This window comes from Rhodoferax antarcticus ANT.BR (assembly GCF_001938565.1).
GTDB lineage: Bacteria > Pseudomonadota > Gammaproteobacteria > Burkholderiales > Burkholderiaceae_C > Rhodoferax > Rhodoferax antarcticus.
Map to the genome: position 1 here is coordinate 41095 of NZ_MSYM01000020.1, position 16906 is coordinate 58000.

19 protein-coding genes are annotated in these 16906 nt (G+C 49.8%); 5 read left to right on the forward strand and 14 right to left on the reverse strand.

Going from position 1 to position 16906, the window contains the following annotated elements; translation table 11 throughout:
• Positions 1–189: 189 nt before the first annotated feature.
• Together BLL52_RS18820 and BLL52_RS18825 are read left to right on the forward strand one after the other, a co-directional pair.
• Positions 190–948 (forward strand): XF1762 family protein, encoded by a 759-nt coding sequence (locus tag BLL52_RS18820; protein WP_083634082.1) that lies wholly within the window; start codon positions 190–192, stop codon positions 946–948.
• A complete protein-coding gene (locus BLL52_RS18825; protein ID WP_075588188.1) occupies positions 945–3167 on the forward strand; it encodes a tyrosine-type recombinase/integrase in 2223 nt (740 codons plus the stop codon). Before BLL52_RS18820 ends, BLL52_RS18825 begins: the two co-directional genes overlap by 4 nt.
• Before the next feature lie 948 nt (positions 3168–4115).
• Here the strand turns inward: BLL52_RS18825 and csf3 are convergent.
• The 4 genes from csf3 to BLL52_RS18850 are packed head-to-tail and all read right to left on the reverse strand — an operon-like array spanning position 4116 to position 7586.
• Complete coding sequence (gene csf3, locus BLL52_RS18830; RefSeq protein ID WP_075588189.1) at positions 4116–4826, reverse strand: type IV CRISPR-associated protein Csf3; 711 nt, start codon at positions 4824–4826, stop codon at positions 4116–4118.
• A gap of 8 nt (positions 4827–4834) precedes the next feature.
• Positions 4835–6049, reverse strand: coding sequence for a type IV CRISPR-associated protein Csf2 (csf2, locus tag BLL52_RS18835; protein WP_075588190.1), 1215 nt, complete (start codon positions 6047–6049; stop codon positions 4835–4837).
• 47 nt (positions 6050–6096) lie between these two features.
• Complete coding sequence (gene csf1 / locus BLL52_RS18840) at positions 6097–6840, reverse strand: type IV CRISPR-associated protein Csf1 (RefSeq protein ID WP_139313478.1); 744 nt, start codon at positions 6838–6840, stop codon at positions 6097–6099.
• The gene (locus BLL52_RS18850) at positions 6840–7586 is read right to left on the reverse strand and encodes a hypothetical protein (RefSeq protein WP_075588193.1); all 747 of its coding nucleotides are present in this window, start codon (positions 7584–7586) and stop codon (positions 6840–6842) included. The genes csf1 and BLL52_RS18850 overlap by 1 nt, the downstream gene beginning before the upstream one ends.
• A gap of 144 nt (positions 7587–7730) precedes the next feature.
• On the opposite strand from BLL52_RS18850, the gene BLL52_RS18855 reads away from it, so the two are divergent.
• Both BLL52_RS18855 and BLL52_RS18860 read left to right on the forward strand, forming a co-directional pair.
• Positions 7731–10046, forward strand: a complete 2316-nt coding sequence (locus tag BLL52_RS18855; protein ID WP_075588194.1) for a helicase C-terminal domain-containing protein — start codon at positions 7731–7733, stop codon at positions 10044–10046.
• Positions 10043–10456: a hypothetical protein gene (locus BLL52_RS18860; protein ID WP_075588195.1), complete on the forward strand. Its 414-nt coding sequence runs from the start codon at positions 10043–10045 to the stop codon at positions 10454–10456. Before BLL52_RS18855 ends, BLL52_RS18860 begins: the two co-directional genes overlap by 4 nt.
• A gap of 5 nt (positions 10457–10461) precedes the next feature.
• Here the strand turns inward: BLL52_RS18860 and BLL52_RS20550 are convergent, their stop codons facing one another.
• From BLL52_RS20550 to BLL52_RS18895, 8 genes are all read right to left on the reverse strand, one after another.
• Entirely contained in the window at positions 10462–10689 is a 228-nt protein-coding gene (locus BLL52_RS20550; protein WP_139313479.1) for a hypothetical protein, read from the reverse strand.
• A gap of 13 nt (positions 10690–10702) precedes the next feature.
• A complete protein-coding gene (locus tag BLL52_RS18865) occupies positions 10703–10963 on the reverse strand; it encodes a hypothetical protein (protein ID WP_075588196.1) in 261 nt (86 codons plus the stop codon).
• Between the two features lie 109 nt (positions 10964–11072).
• Positions 11073–11705 carry an IS607 family transposase gene (locus BLL52_RS18870; RefSeq protein WP_075588197.1) on the reverse strand — a complete coding sequence of 211 codons (633 nt, stop codon included), beginning with the start codon at positions 11703–11705 and terminating at the stop codon, positions 11073–11075.
• 29 nt (positions 11706–11734) lie between these two features.
• Positions 11735–12076, reverse strand: coding sequence for a hypothetical protein (locus BLL52_RS18875; RefSeq protein WP_075588198.1), 342 nt, complete (start codon positions 12074–12076; stop codon positions 11735–11737).
• A 15-nt stretch (positions 12077–12091) separates the two neighbouring features.
• Complete coding sequence (locus BLL52_RS18880; RefSeq protein ID WP_139313480.1) at positions 12092–12838, reverse strand: DUF2786 domain-containing protein; 747 nt, start codon at positions 12836–12838, stop codon at positions 12092–12094.
• A 4-nt stretch (positions 12839–12842) separates the two neighbouring features.
• Positions 12843–13505 carry a DNA-directed RNA polymerase subunit alpha C-terminal domain-containing protein gene (locus BLL52_RS18885; protein ID WP_075588200.1) on the reverse strand — a complete coding sequence of 221 codons (663 nt, stop codon included), beginning with the start codon at positions 13503–13505 and terminating at the stop codon, positions 12843–12845.
• 8 nt (positions 13506–13513) lie between these two features.
• On the reverse strand, positions 13514–13873 hold the full coding sequence (locus BLL52_RS18890) for a hypothetical protein (RefSeq protein WP_075588201.1): 360 nt from the start codon (positions 13871–13873) through the stop codon (positions 13514–13516).
• Positions 13874–14254, reverse strand: coding sequence for a hypothetical protein (locus BLL52_RS18895; protein ID WP_139313481.1), 381 nt, complete (start codon positions 14252–14254; stop codon positions 13874–13876).
• A gap of 552 nt (positions 14255–14806) precedes the next feature.
• Here BLL52_RS18895 and BLL52_RS18900 point away from each other — a divergent pair.
• Positions 14807–15934, forward strand: coding sequence for a hypothetical protein (locus BLL52_RS18900; protein ID WP_139313482.1), 1128 nt, complete (start codon positions 14807–14809; stop codon positions 15932–15934).
• A gap of 210 nt (positions 15935–16144) precedes the next feature.
• Here the strand turns inward: BLL52_RS18900 and BLL52_RS20555 are convergent, their stop codons facing one another.
• Positions 16145–16456 carry a hypothetical protein gene (locus BLL52_RS20555; RefSeq protein WP_206744499.1) on the reverse strand — a complete coding sequence of 104 codons (312 nt, stop codon included), beginning with the start codon at positions 16454–16456 and terminating at the stop codon, positions 16145–16147.
• A complete protein-coding gene (locus tag BLL52_RS18905) occupies positions 16457–16852 on the reverse strand; it encodes a hypothetical protein (protein ID WP_139313484.1) in 396 nt (131 codons plus the stop codon).
• Positions 16853–16906 lie beyond the last annotated feature (54 nt).

Consider the following 16906-nt stretch of genomic DNA (forward strand, 5'->3'; position numbering starts at 1 on the left):
TGCCGACCCAACCTGCCACGCTTGTAGAAAGCACACTCAATCCAATGCCACACATCAAAACTGAAAAGTCGCCCTACCCTTGCCCCTGGAACAGCACCGACGCTGGCCACAGCATAAGCACCAGGCCAAAACAAAAACAAGCACGGTTCGCACTGTCGCATTTGCACTATGCTGACAAAGAGATGGCCAATGGCTAAATGCATTCACTGTGGCGACGATGAATCCGTTGAGATCCACGAGGTTTATGGCTACCGTGACTTTCTGTTGGACACCTGTTGTGAATCCTTCCATAAGGATGTTGTCGATTTTCTCAACAAAGACCCAAAAACGGCTGCTAAATGGTTAATGGGTTTATCCGATGGAATCTTGCTTCAAATGCAGCAACCCAAGTTGCGTCGAGTGATTGATGATGGTCTTGGTTCCCTGATGTTGGATTGGAATTTGACCCTCGTTCCTGTTGAACAAAGAACGGCCAAGGAATTTGTAAAGCGACACCACAGGCACTGTCCACCGCCAGCCGGTTGGCGCTTTGGTGCAGGTGTTTCAAACGGCAATGGGAACTTGATTGGCGTGATCATGGTTGGCCGGCCTGTCGCACGGACACTCAACCAAAATGAAATTCTCGAAGTCAATCGACTTTGTGTGCGTGATGACATCCCGCAAGGACTTGTTTGGAATGCTTGCTCCCTCCTGTATGGATGGGCCTCTAAACAAGCCAGGCAAAGAGGTTTCAAAAAAATCATCACCTACGTTCTTGAATCCGAATCCGGCACCACTCTACGAGCCGCAGGATGGGTGCCCGAACTAAAGACAAGCGGTGGTTCTTGGAACCGCAAGACACGTCAGCGAGTTGACAAGACAACCACCCAGCCAAAAATTCGTTGGACAGCGCCTTGGTGTCAAGATCAATTCACCCTACAGCCAGAAAATCTAGGAGCAACAGCTTGAACACAAAGCACCACCAAGTTGTCGTTTTTGATGACGACCAGGCTGACGAGCCAAATGACTTAGAACCAAAAATTGAGTCCGTCATAAATGAAGTCAAACCAAAACGTGGTCGCGGTCGTCCCAAAAAGTCTCTGGGACAGACTACCAACCCACAGCCGCTGCTCTCATCGGACTTCTATTTCTTTCGAGCGTGCATTGAGGAAATCGGCATCGGTGAGGCCGCAAAAAGGTATCTCGGCCACCTTGGGATCACCGACCCACGAACTGCCGTTGTCTATGAGCGAGAGCTGAGAGGTCGAATTCAACGGGCCATCACCCTCATTGACGAACGCGACAAAGCACAAGCGCAAATGGATTCTCTGATGGCCAAAACTGCGACTGTGACATTTGGACCCACGCTTGACGTATTCAGTCGTCGTTTTCCAGAAGACATGTACACCGAACAAGAATTGATCGAGTTATACCAGGACGAATATGGATCAGTTCCTACAACAGAGTCTTCACAAGCCTCTGTGACGATCAAAATGAAAAGGGATGCCCTTGAATGGCTCATCCTTCGTCTGTCAACATCACCATCGTCAGATCAGCCAATTGGTATGTGGATCGACCAGAAAATTGTAAAAAAACTGCCGATTGGCATTCTGACGCTCGGTGATCTCATCACCTGGATCAATATGACGGGCATACGCTGGTATGAAAAGGTTCCCGGCCTCGGTCATAACAGAGCAAAAAGGATCTTGATCTTCTTCTTGCAAAACGAAGCTCTGTTCACCAAAGGTCTTTCCAATCAAATTCGATTTCGCCTGGAAGAAAAGTACAAGCTGGACGAACAGGCCATCACCGATGCTGAAGTCAAAACACCCACCAGGCAAGAAAAGGGTTTGATAGACATTGCTTCCAGCCAGAATTCGGGCCAGGCCCAAGTGTTTGGCATTGTTCCAATCGAATCTCTCGCGTGGCCACCCGCCTTGCTGGGGCACGACGGCACCTTTCGCAACCACAATCCCAACACTTACGGCGCGGAAAACGACCGCATGGCGATCCACGAATGGTTCAAAACGCTTGGTGAGATGTCACCGGCCACTCAGGATAGTTACCGCCGTTCTATCGAGCGGTTGATATTGTGGGCTGTGGTCGAGCGAGGTTGCAGTTTGTCATCACTTACCACCAATGACTTTGTTGCCTTCCGAAAATTTCTGCGCGACCCACCGGCTCACTGGTGTTCAAAGTTCCCGGCCATGAAGTTTTCGGACGATTGGCGACCTCTGCGCGGCCCCATGGGTGACGCAAGCATCCAGGCCACCATGAGTGCTGTGTCAACAATGTTTATTGCTCTTATGAGATGTGGCTACATCAGCGCCAATGCTGCCGGTGACAGTGGATCACCCAAGCGCACAGTCACAAAGATGGATGTCATGCGAAGTTTTTCAGAAGACGACCTGGCAGTCATCAAGCGCACCTTTTTAGCCATAAGCGCAGAGGGAAATGCAGATATGGAATCAGGCCAGGATCAGACAATCGAACACAAAAAGCGCATGGAAGCCTACAGGCTGAAGCGCAGAATCAGCGCCACACGCCTGCGTGCAATCATTCTGCTCTTTCAAACAACCGGCATGCGCCGAAGTGAAGTCGCAAACCTCACCTGGGGACAGCTTTCTCAATTGCGCCTGGACAACAAAATATCGGATATGTGGGCCGCAACATTCATTGGGAAAGGAAACAAACAACGCATAGTCCCATTGCAAGCAGGCACGATGCAGGCGCTGCAGGATCACTACGATGACCGCATGGCGCTTGTGGCCCAAGGTGTTCTACCGTATCAAAACATGAAAAAAGAGGATGTTCCTGTACTGAGTATTCTGGACTACCGATTGACCGAACGAAAGGCGGGCAGCAGCGACAATCCGACCGACGCACCCCGCGATGGCAATGTCAACGGCGCACTTTCTTCCGCCAGGATCTACATGATCTTGAAATTGTTTTTTAAAGAAGTCCAAAAGAACGTCGAATCTTCTGGCCACGTAGACTTCTTGAAGGCTTCAACCCACTGGCTCAGACACACTTTTGCTCACCAGGCGCTGAAGGGATCAAATCGTGATGTTGCAGCCGTGCAGCAGATTTTGGGGCATGCCGACATTGGGACAACTGGTCTATACACCAAGGCTGACATGACTTCGCGTGTGGCCGCTATCAGTAGCGTTGCTGGTTTTGATGTTTAGATTTGTTGGGATTAAAGATATTTACGCCGGATTCGGATAAATATAGAAATAACTTCAGTTCAATTTGGTACGCATTGCGTTCCAAATTGATACCTATGCTGGCATAGGGCTACAGGCGCACCACTATACTGAAAATCAACTACACTGATACCTATGTTGGCATAGGGCTAACCTAGTTTCATTTATTCACAAAGAAATAGTATATTTACTACCTATGTTGGCATAGGGCTAACTCCGCGATCTCACCAAGTTGCTTTTGATCCCATTTGTTACCTATGTGTGCATAGGGCTAACTCTCAAAATTGGCATATCTGATACCTCATTATCTTGCTACCTATGCTGGCATAGGACTGACCCGTAACCAATCATAGCAACCGCTTAGGGTTAACTAGAACCGCGACTTAAAAACTCCATCTGAACTCTTGCTACCTATGCACGGGCATAGTGCTAACGATTCAGGTTGATGAACGCAAATGGATGATTGCTTACTACCTATGCGGGCATAGAGCTAACGCGATTCCGAGGCATCGTGCTGCCTCTCGCACCTTACTACCTATGCGGGCATAGAGCTAACGCGATTCCGAGGCATCGTGCTGCCTCTCGCACCTTACTACCTATGCGGGCATAGAGCTAACGCGATTCCGAGGCATCGTGCTGCCTCTCGCACCTTACTACCTATGCGGGCATAGAGCTAACAACGCACACCAGCCTCTCCAGTCCAAATTAACAGGCAACCTGATTCAGCACAGGCTTTGATTGCTGCGTGAGTTACGACAGTCCCAGGCTCAATACACAGAACCGTAGTTGAACCAACGGGAAAGTGTGTTTTTGACTCGCCTTGTCTTAAAACAACAGCATGGCCGTCAACCTCTAGAACCCCATGCTCCGCATACAGGATCGATATGCGGTCTGACACCGGAATGGGGTTCGAGAGAAGAGATTTGGCGCTCAAACCATTTCTTTAGCCAGCACCATATCGGTTTTTCGCCAATACGGTGCCCGAATGCAGGCTTGCACAGGCGCGTACTGACAGCCGGACTTTCCTGGGTGATTCAAAGGCAAAACCCTTTGCATCCAGTCGTCTTCGCAGTCATGCGAGCTGACCTCAATGGCGGTGATCCGTCCATACCCATTTCGACCGACCTTGCCAATGAACCGGATGTGCTCGCGCAAATAGTAGTCAACAGCATCCAGGTCGCCAACAGCGTAGGCCGTAACGTCCTTCACCCACCGGCTTGCAGTCAGCCATTGGTAGCCGCGTTGCTGGCCGCTTGCCGTATCGATTTTGAATGTTTCTGGATTGATTTTTCGCGCTGAACCGTCCTTCATGAACCCGGTGACAAACACACCATTTTGATCTTCAGTGTGAATGTCATCGAAGTACATATCAGGATCGGATTTGCGAATTTGGTTCGAAAACATCAGTTCGCTTTTGGCTTTGACAAACAGCTTCGATGCCTTCCACACCCAATCATCGCCGTCGGTCTTTGCCAAAATCGAGGCCATGTGACCATCGATTTTGTTCCAGCAGTCATCCTCGCCCGATTTCTCAAGCTCTTGAGCGCAGGCGTATGCCAGCAGTGCATCCAGGTGGATGGGGTACTCAGAGTCAATAAAAATGGGAGAGGCGAGTTTGAATGTCACCTTCAATGCTTGCATGTCAAACCTCAAGCCGTTGCCGTTGACTTGCCAGCTTTTTTCTCAGCAGCCTTTGCCGCTTTTGCATCGGCCTTGGCTTTCTTTTCATCATCAGACTCACCCACTGGTGGCCGCATGATTTCGTCCATCTTGCTCGCGGTGATGCCTTCAGTCGCAGTTTTCCACGCTGCAATGTAGGCTGCAATCGCTTCATGGTTTGACATCAAATCGTTGTTGTTGAAAATGGGTTCCGATGCATTGTTGTCCCCATTGGTTTTGTCCACAATGATCACATCGTTGAACTTGAACCGGCCCAAGCCATTGCGCGATTGACCCCCCAAATGTGTTTTGCTCAGGCCATTCAATGCCAGCAAAAACAAGCCAATCTGAGCGTCTGTCACATCGACCAGATTGATCGTGAAATCAAAATCAACACCAGGCGCGACAAACTCGAAAGCTGACCAAGCCTTTGTGCTGTAGCGACTGGATTTTTCTTCCAATTCCTTGTTTTTATCGTCTGGCTCAACAGTCTTTGGCTCCTTCTTTGCCGCGTCATCTGCATCCTTTTTAGCCTTGTCTTCCAGGATCAGCTTTTGACGAGCAAAAAATGCATTTTCGAAATCTTCAACGGTGTCGGCCATGCGATCAACATCAAGCAATGACGAAATGTCATCGCCCCTCTTGAATGCAGTTCCGTAGGTTATGTTGCTGGCATTGGTTTCACGGCCCGTGCTATTGGGGTGTGCCACCGAATAACCACCTTCGCGCAAGACTTGCATCACCGGCAATGCATCGAGAACTTGCATCCGACGACGCAACATGCGTGGACCGCCGCCGAGCAAACCGATCAGCGGGTGATTGGAGCTGTCTTTGTATTCCGCAAAAGTCAAATCACGCGAGTCAGGAATACCGGTGATCGCGCCGCAAGTCAGTGCTGCGTAAGTGGCAAGCGTGATGCGTTGGTTTTTTTTGCGCAGGAGATCAAGCACAATTTTAGAGGCCTGGCGGCGAAGACGACCGGCAACGTTGTTCGCGGCAATGACTGGCAGACCAAAAGGAACACCGTCAACACCACTGAAGTGTCGGCGTTGAATACCTGCACAAGCGATACCGCCTTTGGTGCCGTTCTTGACACGCCCGTAGCCCGTCGAATTGTTAATGTCATAGCGGAACGATTCAGGCGATGCAATATGCAAGGGAGACAAGGTAGTGAGGATGGCGTGGATGGAAACAGTTTTTTTCATACGAACTTTCAGTAAAAATAGAGAATAAAAAGGATCAAAGAAAAGAGTCAAAGAGAACCGGCACCCGGCGTAAGCAGAAATCTCAGCGCCCAGGTTTCTCCGAGAGTCAGATCCATCAAGAAATCAATATTGTCTTGGTGCTCTGCCAAAAGCTTTCGATATGCCTCGTCTTCAAGCTCCTTTGGCTTGTAATTGACGATCAAACCAGCGTGACCGATCTCTTTCAGGTCAGAGCTAAGGCGAACAAACGGATGGGCCAACGTTTTTGCCGACGATTCCCGGCCAAAAGCGAGCCCAACCACCTGAGAGACATCAACCGCTTCCATCAGGTACTTGTGACGAATTTTGAGATTCCTCAACCCTACGCGAACATAGAAGAGAGCGCTCGAAAAGTTAACCGGGGCTCTCCACCCCATGTGTTGATTATTTGCAGTCGCATAAGCCATCACAAACGGCTCATTGGGCGGGTTCCTGATGGCGTTGGCGATGTCAACCCACTTTCTGAAGGGCTGTGTGCCACCTTTGGTGAAAACGCCGTAGCCAGACTCGCGCAATGCCGTGGCTGTCATCAAGGGAGCGCAGTGGCCGCACGTCAAACCGCTGCCGCGTGCGGCCAAACTGATGTCGTCCATGAAAGCCGATGAAACAGAAAAAGGACTTGCCAAATCACCCTTGGCGATGTGCAGGCCGCAGAAGCTGCAAACACCCTCCACTTTTGAAGCCACACCTTCCGGCTTGTAACCCAGGCCACTGGACACGATGACAGACGAAGAAATAGATGTGCCGCTCATCATGCAATCCTTTTTCGAATGATCCCGTAGCCCCGCGAACGCAGCTTGCCCGTACACCAAGGCCCACTGAGATCGAGATTGGTGCAGAAAGTGACGTTTTTGAAGCCCGCAGCACGGATGCCGGGTTTGATGTCGATGGGAGTTGCATCGCCTTCCAAGATGTCAAGGATCAAGCTGTCCTCGCTTGGAATATGAGACTCAAAGTGGGATTCGCCCTTTGATTCGTCATCGAGATACCGGGCACATGAAATCAAGCCGGTCAGAATGACTTTTTTGATTTCTTCTTCACGCTCAACTGCCTGGACATGAAAGTAATGACCCGCAGCCTTGGCATTTTTTTCAACCACCAATCGACGGATACCGTACATGATGGGTTCGCTCGCGGCCAAAGTCATATCGCCGTGTTTCATTTCCATGCGAAACGCCCCACCACAATGTTTTCGCATAGCGGCCATCAAAATGTGCGAGTTGTCGTTGAGCAAATCAACGCCGGATTTGCCAAGGCCAAAGATTCGGATAAATCCTGTGCCACCGTCAAAGACGATTTTCGGCGGAACGCCAAAACCTTCTCCGTCATTCTGATGACCGTAATGACTGGTAATCAGTTTACCCGCTTCATCCCGGTTGAATATCCCCGGATGAATTGCCAGTCCATCGCACGCTGCCGCAAGCATTTTGCGGGCCACATCGGGGTAGATCTGCTGACCCCGCAGTGACTCAGGAAAGAACAGTATTTCGTTGTACACAGTCGCCCTTTTGAAGTGAAGTTAAGTCACTGTAGCACAATCTCAATAAAAATTAAGGCAAGTGTAAATTTGTTGAAAATATGCAAATGCACTTGTCATAATTTTGGCTTTAGAATTCAACCTCTTCAACACAAGACGAAAACCATGAACGCCACTGCCCGCAACTACCTGCTCCCCGTGCTCGATGTCGTCAAAGATCATGCGGGAGCAAACATGGCAGACGCATACCGCAGCTTCATTCGCCATGCGATCAATCAAAAGCTGGAGCCCAACACCGAAATCGACTTGTCGGTGCTTACAAAATCCACATTCTTTTTGCCACCGTCACTCTCTGCAATCGTGCAAGAAGAAGCCGACAAGCGTTCTCTGACGTTTTCTGAGACAGCAGCGGGATTGGCCCAAGCTGGCCATGATCGAATCAACCAAAAAAACACACAAAACAGCAATTCCACACCATCAGATGTGCCCTTCAAGTCCCGACCCGACCAGGCCACGTTCTTCAAATCCATCATGGACGGTATGGGAAAGTCGAAAATTGTTGTTGCAGAAGCCTCGACCGGTGTTGGCAAGGGTCGTGCGCTGATGGCTGCAGCCATTCAGAGCGTCTTAGATGGCAAAAAACCAGTGGTAGTCGCCGCCCCCACCGTGTTGATCGTCAATCAACTTTGGGGTGAACTTCAAACACTGCGATCAGACGGCTTTGGCGAGAACATCAACGCCACAATCCTGCCAGGTGCTGCCGATTTTGTTGATGACATCAAACTCATTGACTGGTTTGAAGACGAAAAGCACCAGGTCGCTGATAAAGCGGTCTTTGAATGGGTAAAGGCCGACGCCCCACACACAAAAGACGACGCCATCTATCAAGTGGCATTGGAACAAGGAATCACCCTCGGATGGCTTGTAAGCGACTTAATGAATCTCGCTGAAAACATGCCGGTTCAAGATTTTGTCCTCAAAACCAGCAGTATTGACAAAACAAAAGGGTCGCAAGCTCGATCATTGCTTTCTGCACTGCGACAAGCTGCAAACAAAAAATCTGAAAAGAATGGTGATAAACCCGGCCCACACACCGGAGCTGACATCATTATTTGCACACATGCCATGCTTGCAATCGGGCAAATAACAAAGTGGGCTGCGCTCGCAAAACCAGCAGCACTCATCATTGACGAGGCACATTCGTTTGAGGAAACACTGTCCAGGATAAACAGCCACCAAATGTCACTCTTTGCACTGCGATACAAACTTGCCAAGTTTTGCAAATCCAAAAAAGCCAAAAAGGGATCTGTTCCGCGCAAAACCCTCGAAGCTGCAAGTTTATTTATGAAGGACTGCCAGTCAATGTTTGAAGAGGGAAATAGACAGCAGATCACGCAGAACTCAGACGGCCATCAAAAAATATGCAATCAACTCATTGAAATTGGGAAACTCCTGACAAGCATTGCGTTTGCATCGGATGTATCAATTCAAAAACAGCTTGCGTCAACACTCAATCTCGCCGCCAGCGAAATGCAGAAAAAGCAAAATCGGACATCAACGTACTTGGAGTTTTCGCCAGACAAGCGATACCCATCAATCAGCGTGGGAGCTGACCACATTGGTTTGGAAGCTGGAGCCATCTGGAAAGCCGCTGAAGGTGGTGTGGTAATGGCTTCTGCCACGATGTATCTCACTGACAGCTACGGCAACAGCAAATGCGATTACGTGGTCAAAAACCTGGCCATTCCTTTGAGCCGCTTGGCGACCTTCCCCCCCATTGAATCCAAGCACATCTACAGCATCCCGACCTTGCACATACCTGCAAAAAATATGTTGGAACCACTGTCACGCCCAGCCCACAAAAGCAAAGAAAAGGCTAACGGTGAGGAAATGGCATGGATGAAATCAATTGGTAAGTCTATTGCTCATATCGTGACAAAAGCCAGCGGCGGCACGCTGGTTTTAACAAGCTCATACAACCAGATTCAAGCCATTGAAGCCCTCATCAGCGAGGAACACCCTGATTTGATTCCAAGGCTGATCGTGCAAAAGCGCGATGCCAAATTTGCAAAATCAATTGATGCCTTCAAAGCAGCTCACAGAGAAGGGAAAAACCCAATTCTGTTAAGCCTCGGCCCGGCATGGACGGGATTGGATCTGTCGGATAACGACGCCAAAGCATCAGTGGACAAACTGCTCACCAACCTCGTGATCGCTTGCTGCCCAATCGGGTTAAACCAATCGCCCACCATGCAGAGAAGAATCGAGTTGACCAACACGTCTGCCATCGCTAAAGAAGGTCTGTTGATCTTCAAACAGGGGTTGGGCCGCTTGATCCGACGCGACCAGGTGAAGGATCGCCACATTTGGGTGCTCGATGGCCGCATCTGGTCACAGAATTGGCTTCCACAATTCACCGGGCCGGTGAAACGGCTTCTCAAAAAGTACAAAAAGACTGTCGAATTTGATTGGGTTCTGTGACGATCAAAGGCAAAAGCCGCAAGCAAATTCAGTGGAATGGAGAAGCAATGATTGAGATTGGAAACAACGGCAGCGAGATCACCTATACGAACTATTGGGATTCAGAGCACGCCAGATGTGGGTTTTGTTATCTCAGCGCAAACGCTGGCGTTTGGAGATTGCTGGTGCCGCCCGAGGGCGAAGTGATGTTGGCCGAAATGAAAACGGGTAGATCGGTGAGTATTGAGCCATCACTGCATGAGCCGGGCCGGTGCTGGGACGTTGTTTTTAACGATGGCTCCGACGCGCCTTTTTTTGTTGCGGTCGATAAGCAACAAGTGGATCGAGCCATGCTGCAACGTCTTTGCAGGCTGACCGTCTGGACCCGACGCGGAAAAGAACTTGACCTTTCCTGCGAAGTGAACACCTGAACGAGCTAGTCAAACAGTCTTTTTTCCAGAACCTTCTCACTAGCGGCTAATGACGCATCTATCAATCGTTTGATCCACGCCGCACCACCCAATTGCTGATAGTGGTGGTACTGATCATCTGTCAAGCGAATCGAATACGGTTTGGTAGCTGGTTTTTGTGGCCTACCAGCACCCACCCTACTGCCGCCATGCTTAACAGGCTTCTCATTGGGTAATTCCAAGCGTCCAGGCACAAGGAATCCTTGTTTACGTCTTTTTCCAGGCGATCTGATCTAGTCTCCCGCGCCAGTACCTGTTTGGATCATGGGGTGAACCATCTGGCCGCAGTCTGAAGTCATGATGTGCCACAGGAGCGCCGTCATAGCTGATCACCGCGAACATGTGCGATCCATCCAGGTCAGAACGATTCACCAACTCGTCAAACGCCACAGCAGCGGCATCTCGGTGGTGAGTGGCAGTCTTGTTGTGAACCTGCATTTGTTCGTCGCGCAGATAGATTCTGTACATGGTTAGCCTTCTGAATTTTGGGGTTGGAATACCGGAAAGGGCATCCAAAAGTCAGGCGTTGCCTCACCAAAATCCTGGGAAAGCCAAAGCTGGTTGCCGTAGGTGACTTTCATTGAAGCTGCTCATCCTTCACGGCGCTAATTTTGTACTCAACGAAATCCTCTTGTATCTGCTTTTTGTACTTGCGCATGCCATACAGGCGGCAGCTAAAGGTATGAACGATAGCCATCAGGTCTTCAACCATCTCTTGCTGAGGTGAGTGGGACACCTGGTTCATCACCACAATCTCGCAACCGTTTTCTGTGGCGATGTGGCTGAATAGATCGAAGCCAAATCGCATCAACCTGTCTTTGTGCGCGATGAGTAGCTTTTGCACTTCCCCGCGCTGAATGCGATCAACGAGATGTAAAAAGTGTTTGCGCTTGAAATTCATACCGCCGCCAACTTCTTGCATCCAGACATCAACCGGCACGCCTGCACCTCGGCAATATTCTTCCATCGCACGAACCTGAGAGGCAAGATCATCTTTCTGGCCTGCGTTACTTACGCGGCAATAGACAACGATGTCCTTCTTCTCAGGCGCGACTCCCAACAGCGCTCGTACATCAGACTCATCGAAGTACCGATGACCGGAGGGCAGGCGCTTGGCTGTTAATTTTCCTTCTTTCTCCCAGCGACGCACGGTCTGAACCGAGCGTCCGACACGCTTGGCGAATTCGTTGATGCGGTAATTGCTGTTCATTACGATATAGTATAACTACATTTGAATAGTTAATCAACAACTGTTGTTAGCTCCTTCTGTCCCCTGCCAAATCGTGTCGCTGATTGGGCACCGGGCGTGCAATTGGCATCGTCAAGCGAGGTCTGGATGTTGACAATCACCTGTCGCAGTCGTTCATTTTCTTCGGCCAGTGCGATCTCGCGCTGCACCGACTCTTGGTGCGCTTTCCCTGCGATGTCGTGTTGCTCATTGGCGGTTCCGGCCAGCGTCACCAGATCATCCACAGCCTCGTGAAGTCTGCTTCGCGCATCACTTTTTGCACCCCGAAGCAAACTGACGTTGCAGTATGTGTCGGCCAATTGTTTGATTTTGCTGCCAAGTGTCTCACTCATCAGGTTTCTCCTTAATCACTCCAAACGTGGCAATGCTGTTGCCGAACCACTGTTTGACACGCCACGATGCAATCGAACTTCCATGCCATCCTTCACCCCTCTGTGAGTCATGTAGACGGTAAGCGCATCGACCTCGGCATCCAGCTTCGCTTTGACCGGCGCTTTGGCTATAGCGCCTTTTGTGCGGTTCTGAATGTAGGTGTCAACGTGAGGTGAGACTTCTGGCACAAAGTCTTCAATCTGTTTCATCACAGCCGCACACCACCCTTCGCAATATGCGTCACGGCGCTTTGCGTCGAGCCTCAATGCCTTCTTGTCTAATCCAGCAGACACCAAGATTTCAGAGAAGGTTTCTCGAACGCCCTTGATCAGTTGCCGACGCAGGGTGATGAAGATGTACTTTGCACCCACCACACGGCGGGAGTCACCCACAAAAACTACCTTGCCTTTAGGTCTTTTGTTGCCTTTCACCGGAATGCAACTACTGGCCATCAGTCCAACACCAAACGCTGCACCTACCACTGATGCAAGGCGCTTTTCCATACTGGACAAATTAACGCCTTTTGCGTCAATATCCAATTCGACAACACTGGAAAGCTCAATGTCTTCGGCCTGAATTTCATACTTCGCCATCAGACGCTCGGCTTGACGCAATGCAGTTGCCGCTTCGCCTGGGTTTGATGACTCAGACAAAGCCATAATTTTTTTGAGCCGCCTCAAGATGGCGGTCATATCCGTCGTTTGTTCTGGATCGGAAATCAAATTTTCACCTCGCCAATGACAGTCCGATTAACTTCAAAGCCTCGATAATTTCGTTCCTGGATTTAAGCCCCATGTTTGGCATTTTTTCCAGCTCACGCAAGCTGCGTTGCACCAGGTCAGCGACGGTAACGATTTGCTCTTGGGTCAAGATGTTGACAGCGCGACGGGAAATCTCAAGCGACGAGACAGGGCGAGCCATTTGGCCTGCATCGTCCGGCAACAACGGAACCAATTGCCACTTTGCCATTTCCTGCAAACGGTCCATCGAGGCCAACATTTCCTTTGTTGCATCGATCACCCTCTGAGCGTCATTAGGGCCACCGTGAGCGCCCCACCAGACTTCCTCCGCGACATCAAGCAATGCATTCGCCACATAGGTCGCCCGGAGATTTTTGATGTCACCTTTGGCGAGTTGACCGGCAATTGCACAGCGCAAATTGGCCATCCCGGTTTTAACCTGACTTTGAAGCTCTTTACGCCCTTCCCGCTTCAATCGAGACTCATTTTCAGGCCGCAGATCATCGCCAGATAGCGTATCAAGTTGATTTGCCAGGTAAAGGGTATCTGCAACAGTCAGGCTCACTCGCGCCCTGGGGTCGTACTGACCATCCTCGCCGCGTGCCGCCTGATCGACCTTTTCACGCAAGGATTTTGCTGTAACAGCCATACAAACTCCTAAATTTTGGATGCGAGACTTATTTGCTCGCGGATCTCGAACCACCTGGCCATGTTCACAGGCACTCTCTTGTTTGAGGCATCATTGGCGTACTTGCCGCCTTCGCGCCGGTACGCATAGCCAGCAGCAGAGTTCAGCCCAGCCTCACGGCGCACAAACCCATCAAGAACAGCCTTAACCTCGGCATCAAGGCCGAAGCCCTTGGCAGGCGACGTGGCGCAAGTTGAACCGAAGTGGCGAACTTCGCCCGTTTCTGAGTCGGCAATGAAAACAACCCGCTTCAGTCCGGTCTTACCGCAGCACTGGCAAAAGCTCTTGCTGTCGGACACCTCAACAACTGAATAGCGGGCTGCGCCCATTTAAACCACCGCAGCAGCCGCAATGACCGCAGCAGCGGCAGTGGCAGCGTTGTCGCCCTTGATTGAACCCTTGGTTTTGCGTGGAACGCGATTCCTTGGTGTTTGCATCGGGGCCAGAATCGCAAAAAGAGTTTCAGAATGTTGAAGAACAAACTTCGTGAGTTGATCTGGAATGCTGGCCAAATCTTCTTCGCCTTGCGCTTGAATGTGCTCGACAGCCAACGCCTTAATGGTTGACTCGGCTTTAAGCCGCGCATCGTGCTGCAAGCACTCTGCATTGGTGGCGTGTAATTGACCGTCTGTAGATTTGAACATGGTAACTTTCATTTTTTGCCTTTGTAAATGGTTGGTGTTGCAATCATTATACCGCAACCAGAACAAATAAAGCGGGTAAAGAAGTTTTTTTTAAAAAACTTCAAAAAACAACTTGAGAATATGAATTACAACAGATTAATCCATTGATAAAGTGTTGCTATATTCGTACAGACTCACGAATTTTTTAATAAAACCAAATTTTTAATTAGCGCAAATTCACTTCCTTGATCTGACCATGATAGCGAATATAAAATATTTCCATCTAATTTAAAAAAACAGTGTTATGCAAAAAAACTTATTGAATCTATCGGGAAAGTCTGCAATGCAGTCATCGTTTCTTTAACCATCGTCCTATCCGGGTGCGGTGGTGGCGGATCAGTTGAAATTAAATGCACTGAAGCACCGGCCCGCACATTTACAACCGCACAGATTCAGGCGCTGACTCCCATCGAGATCAAAACCGTCACCGACGTTGAACTGATCAGCTTTGGGACAGATATTCAGTATCTGTCAAACAGCGCTCTTGCTGCACTCAAGACTACCGTTATCAATACAAATCTTTGGTGCGATCCACACAAAGCCCAGATATTTAGCATTACACCGGAACAAATCGCCGTCTTGTCCCCTGTGCAAATTCGTTATCTTGGATCGGATGCAACAGGGGTTGCCCAAATTGCAGCACTCGCCAACCTCACATTCACCAAACTCGTCAGTAACACCGCTCAGGTGTCAGCAATCACTTCGCCGGAGATGGCCACATTGCCCAGCGAAAAATTTGTGTTGATCGGTGACAACTTTCAATACCTCACAGATACCGTCCTGGCTTCACTCAAAGAAACCTTCATCGCATCTGTGATCAATGGGATGTCCCACATTCATGCGATCACACCAAACCAGATTGCCACACTCACCCCGGCCCGTGTGCAGATCATTGGATCAGCCGAAACCGGGTATCCAAAACTCTCGTTTCTTGCCGACAACACTTTTGCCCGTCTGATGAGCGATCCAGCCCAGGTCGCAGCCCTCACCCCGCAGGAAATAGGAACACTGAACTCAGGGAAGTTTGCTTTGATCGGGGGAAACTTCGTCCAGCTCAGTGATGCCATCCTGACTTCACTCCAGTACACCTACAACGCCACACCAAGCAACTCACAGTCACAGATCGCCGGGATAACACCTGGCCAGATCTCCACACTCACTCCTGCCAAGGTGCGGATTTTGGGCTCCTACGACAACGGGATTTCCAAGATCAACTACTTGTCACCAAGCACATTCATGCAACTTGCCAGTGACCCGGCACAGGTCGCCGCAATCACCCCGGCAGAAGTGGGTACGTTCTTCAGCTCCAACATCAAAAATCTAGGCGCAAACATTCACTTCCTGAGTGACGTAGCCTTGGGAAATTTCAACTACCAGTGTGCCATCAGTGTCAGCAGCCCGCAGTGCCAAGTTGGATCAATTGACTACGCTCAAACGCCATTTTTTAGTCAGCCTCAGATCATGATCATTGCCGCACTGAACAGTGGTAAGGGGATCGCCTTTATGAGCACTTTGGGCTTCGGCGGGCTCACTGCGGCACAGGTGCCAGGTTTGTTGCCAGCGCACGTTGTAGGGGTCAATGCAAGCCAGCTTGCGGCCTTGAGCAACGAAACACTGGCGGCATTTTTGCAGGCCACAAAGGAATCATTCACGTCAGCTCAAAAGGCGCTTCTGTCGGCCAGCCAACACACGGCTTGTGGGTGCTAGTGTGGTTAACACCGGGCAGGGAATGGGTTTCTGCTTACCACACCCAGCGTCGTTGTTGTCTGAATCAATTTTCCGCGCAAGTCGTAGGCGTACTGGCGGGTGAAATCGTTGATGACCGAACCGTTTGCATCCGTGATAACAGGTGACGTGGCACCCCGCACAACCCCGCTCAAGCGGTTGCTGGTGGCCGGGTAGGTGGTAGCGTGATCTCTAATGTTTGGGCTGAGTGTCATAAGCTGAATTAGCCAATCGCTTTGATCGCATGCGCCAAATTCGCGCAAGCAAATATCCCAAAAAATACCACCAAAGGGAGCCAAATATTGCAAGCACTAACCAATAACCTTCAAACGAAAGGAATGACTTACAGAATCCCAAGAGAACGATAACTGGCAAATCTGGAATAGCAAAAAATATACCGCCCCAGCTACCCTCATAGTGCTCCATATAAACAAGTAGTACCGCCAAAGCGTGCGCCAACGCCAGTAAAACCGGCAAAGGCAGATGTGAATATCTTTTCATCATCTATGGTGTATCTGAAGTTTTCCAAACCCAAACATCAATCAGACGCCCATCTTTGTCGAACCCCCAATAAGCAGAAACTGACGTTATGGTAAGCGGAGTTGCTTTCTGCTCTTTCAGTACCCCCCAAATTGATTTAACACCCACAACCTCCCCGGAGTCCTGGTCCAAATATCCAGCAGTATCAGAGCGATTGCACTTCAATTTTTCTTGAGAACAAAAAGCGAGTATTTGTTCCATGTTGCTTCCAACAGGAGTCTTTTCTAGCAACTGCTTCTTGATTTGATTTTCATTATTGCAAGCCATCAATGCTGCTCCAATTACAAATGCAAGCAGAAGCAACGATTTTCGTAATTTGATCATTGGCATCACCTTGACTTCCACTTGCGCCACAGCCACGGCAGCAACCTAAACCATTGAAGATAGCCTGCAACGGCGCAAGTGAGCGACACG

Bases quoted from the DNA above. Each gene is read 5' to 3' on its own strand.
- BLL52_RS18820 (WP_083634082.1), top strand. From the start codon at position 190: ATGGCTAAATGCATTCACTGTGGCGACGATGAATCCGTTGAGATCCAC.
- csf3 (WP_075588189.1), bottom strand. From the start codon at position 4,826: ATGCAAGCATTGAAGGTGACATTCAAACTCGCCTCTCCCATTTTTATT.
- csf2 (WP_075588190.1), bottom strand. From the start codon at position 6,049: ATGAAAAAAACTGTTTCCATCCACGCCATCCTCACTACCTTGTCTCCC.
- csf1 (WP_139313478.1), bottom strand. From the start codon at position 6,840: ATGAGCGGCACATCTATTTCTTCGTCTGTCATCGTGTCCAGTGGCCTG.
- BLL52_RS18855 (WP_075588194.1), top strand. From the start codon at position 7,731: ATGAACGCCACTGCCCGCAACTACCTGCTCCCCGTGCTCGATGTCGTC.
- BLL52_RS18865 (WP_075588196.1), bottom strand. From the start codon at position 10,963: ATGTACAGAATCTATCTGCGCGACGAACAAATGCAGGTTCACAACAAG.
- BLL52_RS18870 (WP_075588197.1), bottom strand. From the start codon at position 11,705: ATGAACAGCAATTACCGCATCAACGAATTCGCCAAGCGTGTCGGACGC.
- BLL52_RS18875 (WP_075588198.1), bottom strand. From the start codon at position 12,076: ATGAGTGAGACACTTGGCAGCAAAATCAAACAATTGGCCGACACATAC.
- BLL52_RS18885 (WP_075588200.1), bottom strand. From the start codon at position 13,505: ATGGCTGTTACAGCAAAATCCTTGCGTGAAAAGGTCGATCAGGCGGCA.
- BLL52_RS18890 (WP_075588201.1), bottom strand. From the start codon at position 13,873: ATGGGCGCAGCCCGCTATTCAGTTGTTGAGGTGTCCGACAGCAAGAGC.
- BLL52_RS20555 (WP_206744499.1), bottom strand. From the start codon at position 16,456: ATGATGAAAAGATATTCACATCTGCCTTTGCCGGTTTTACTGGCGTTG.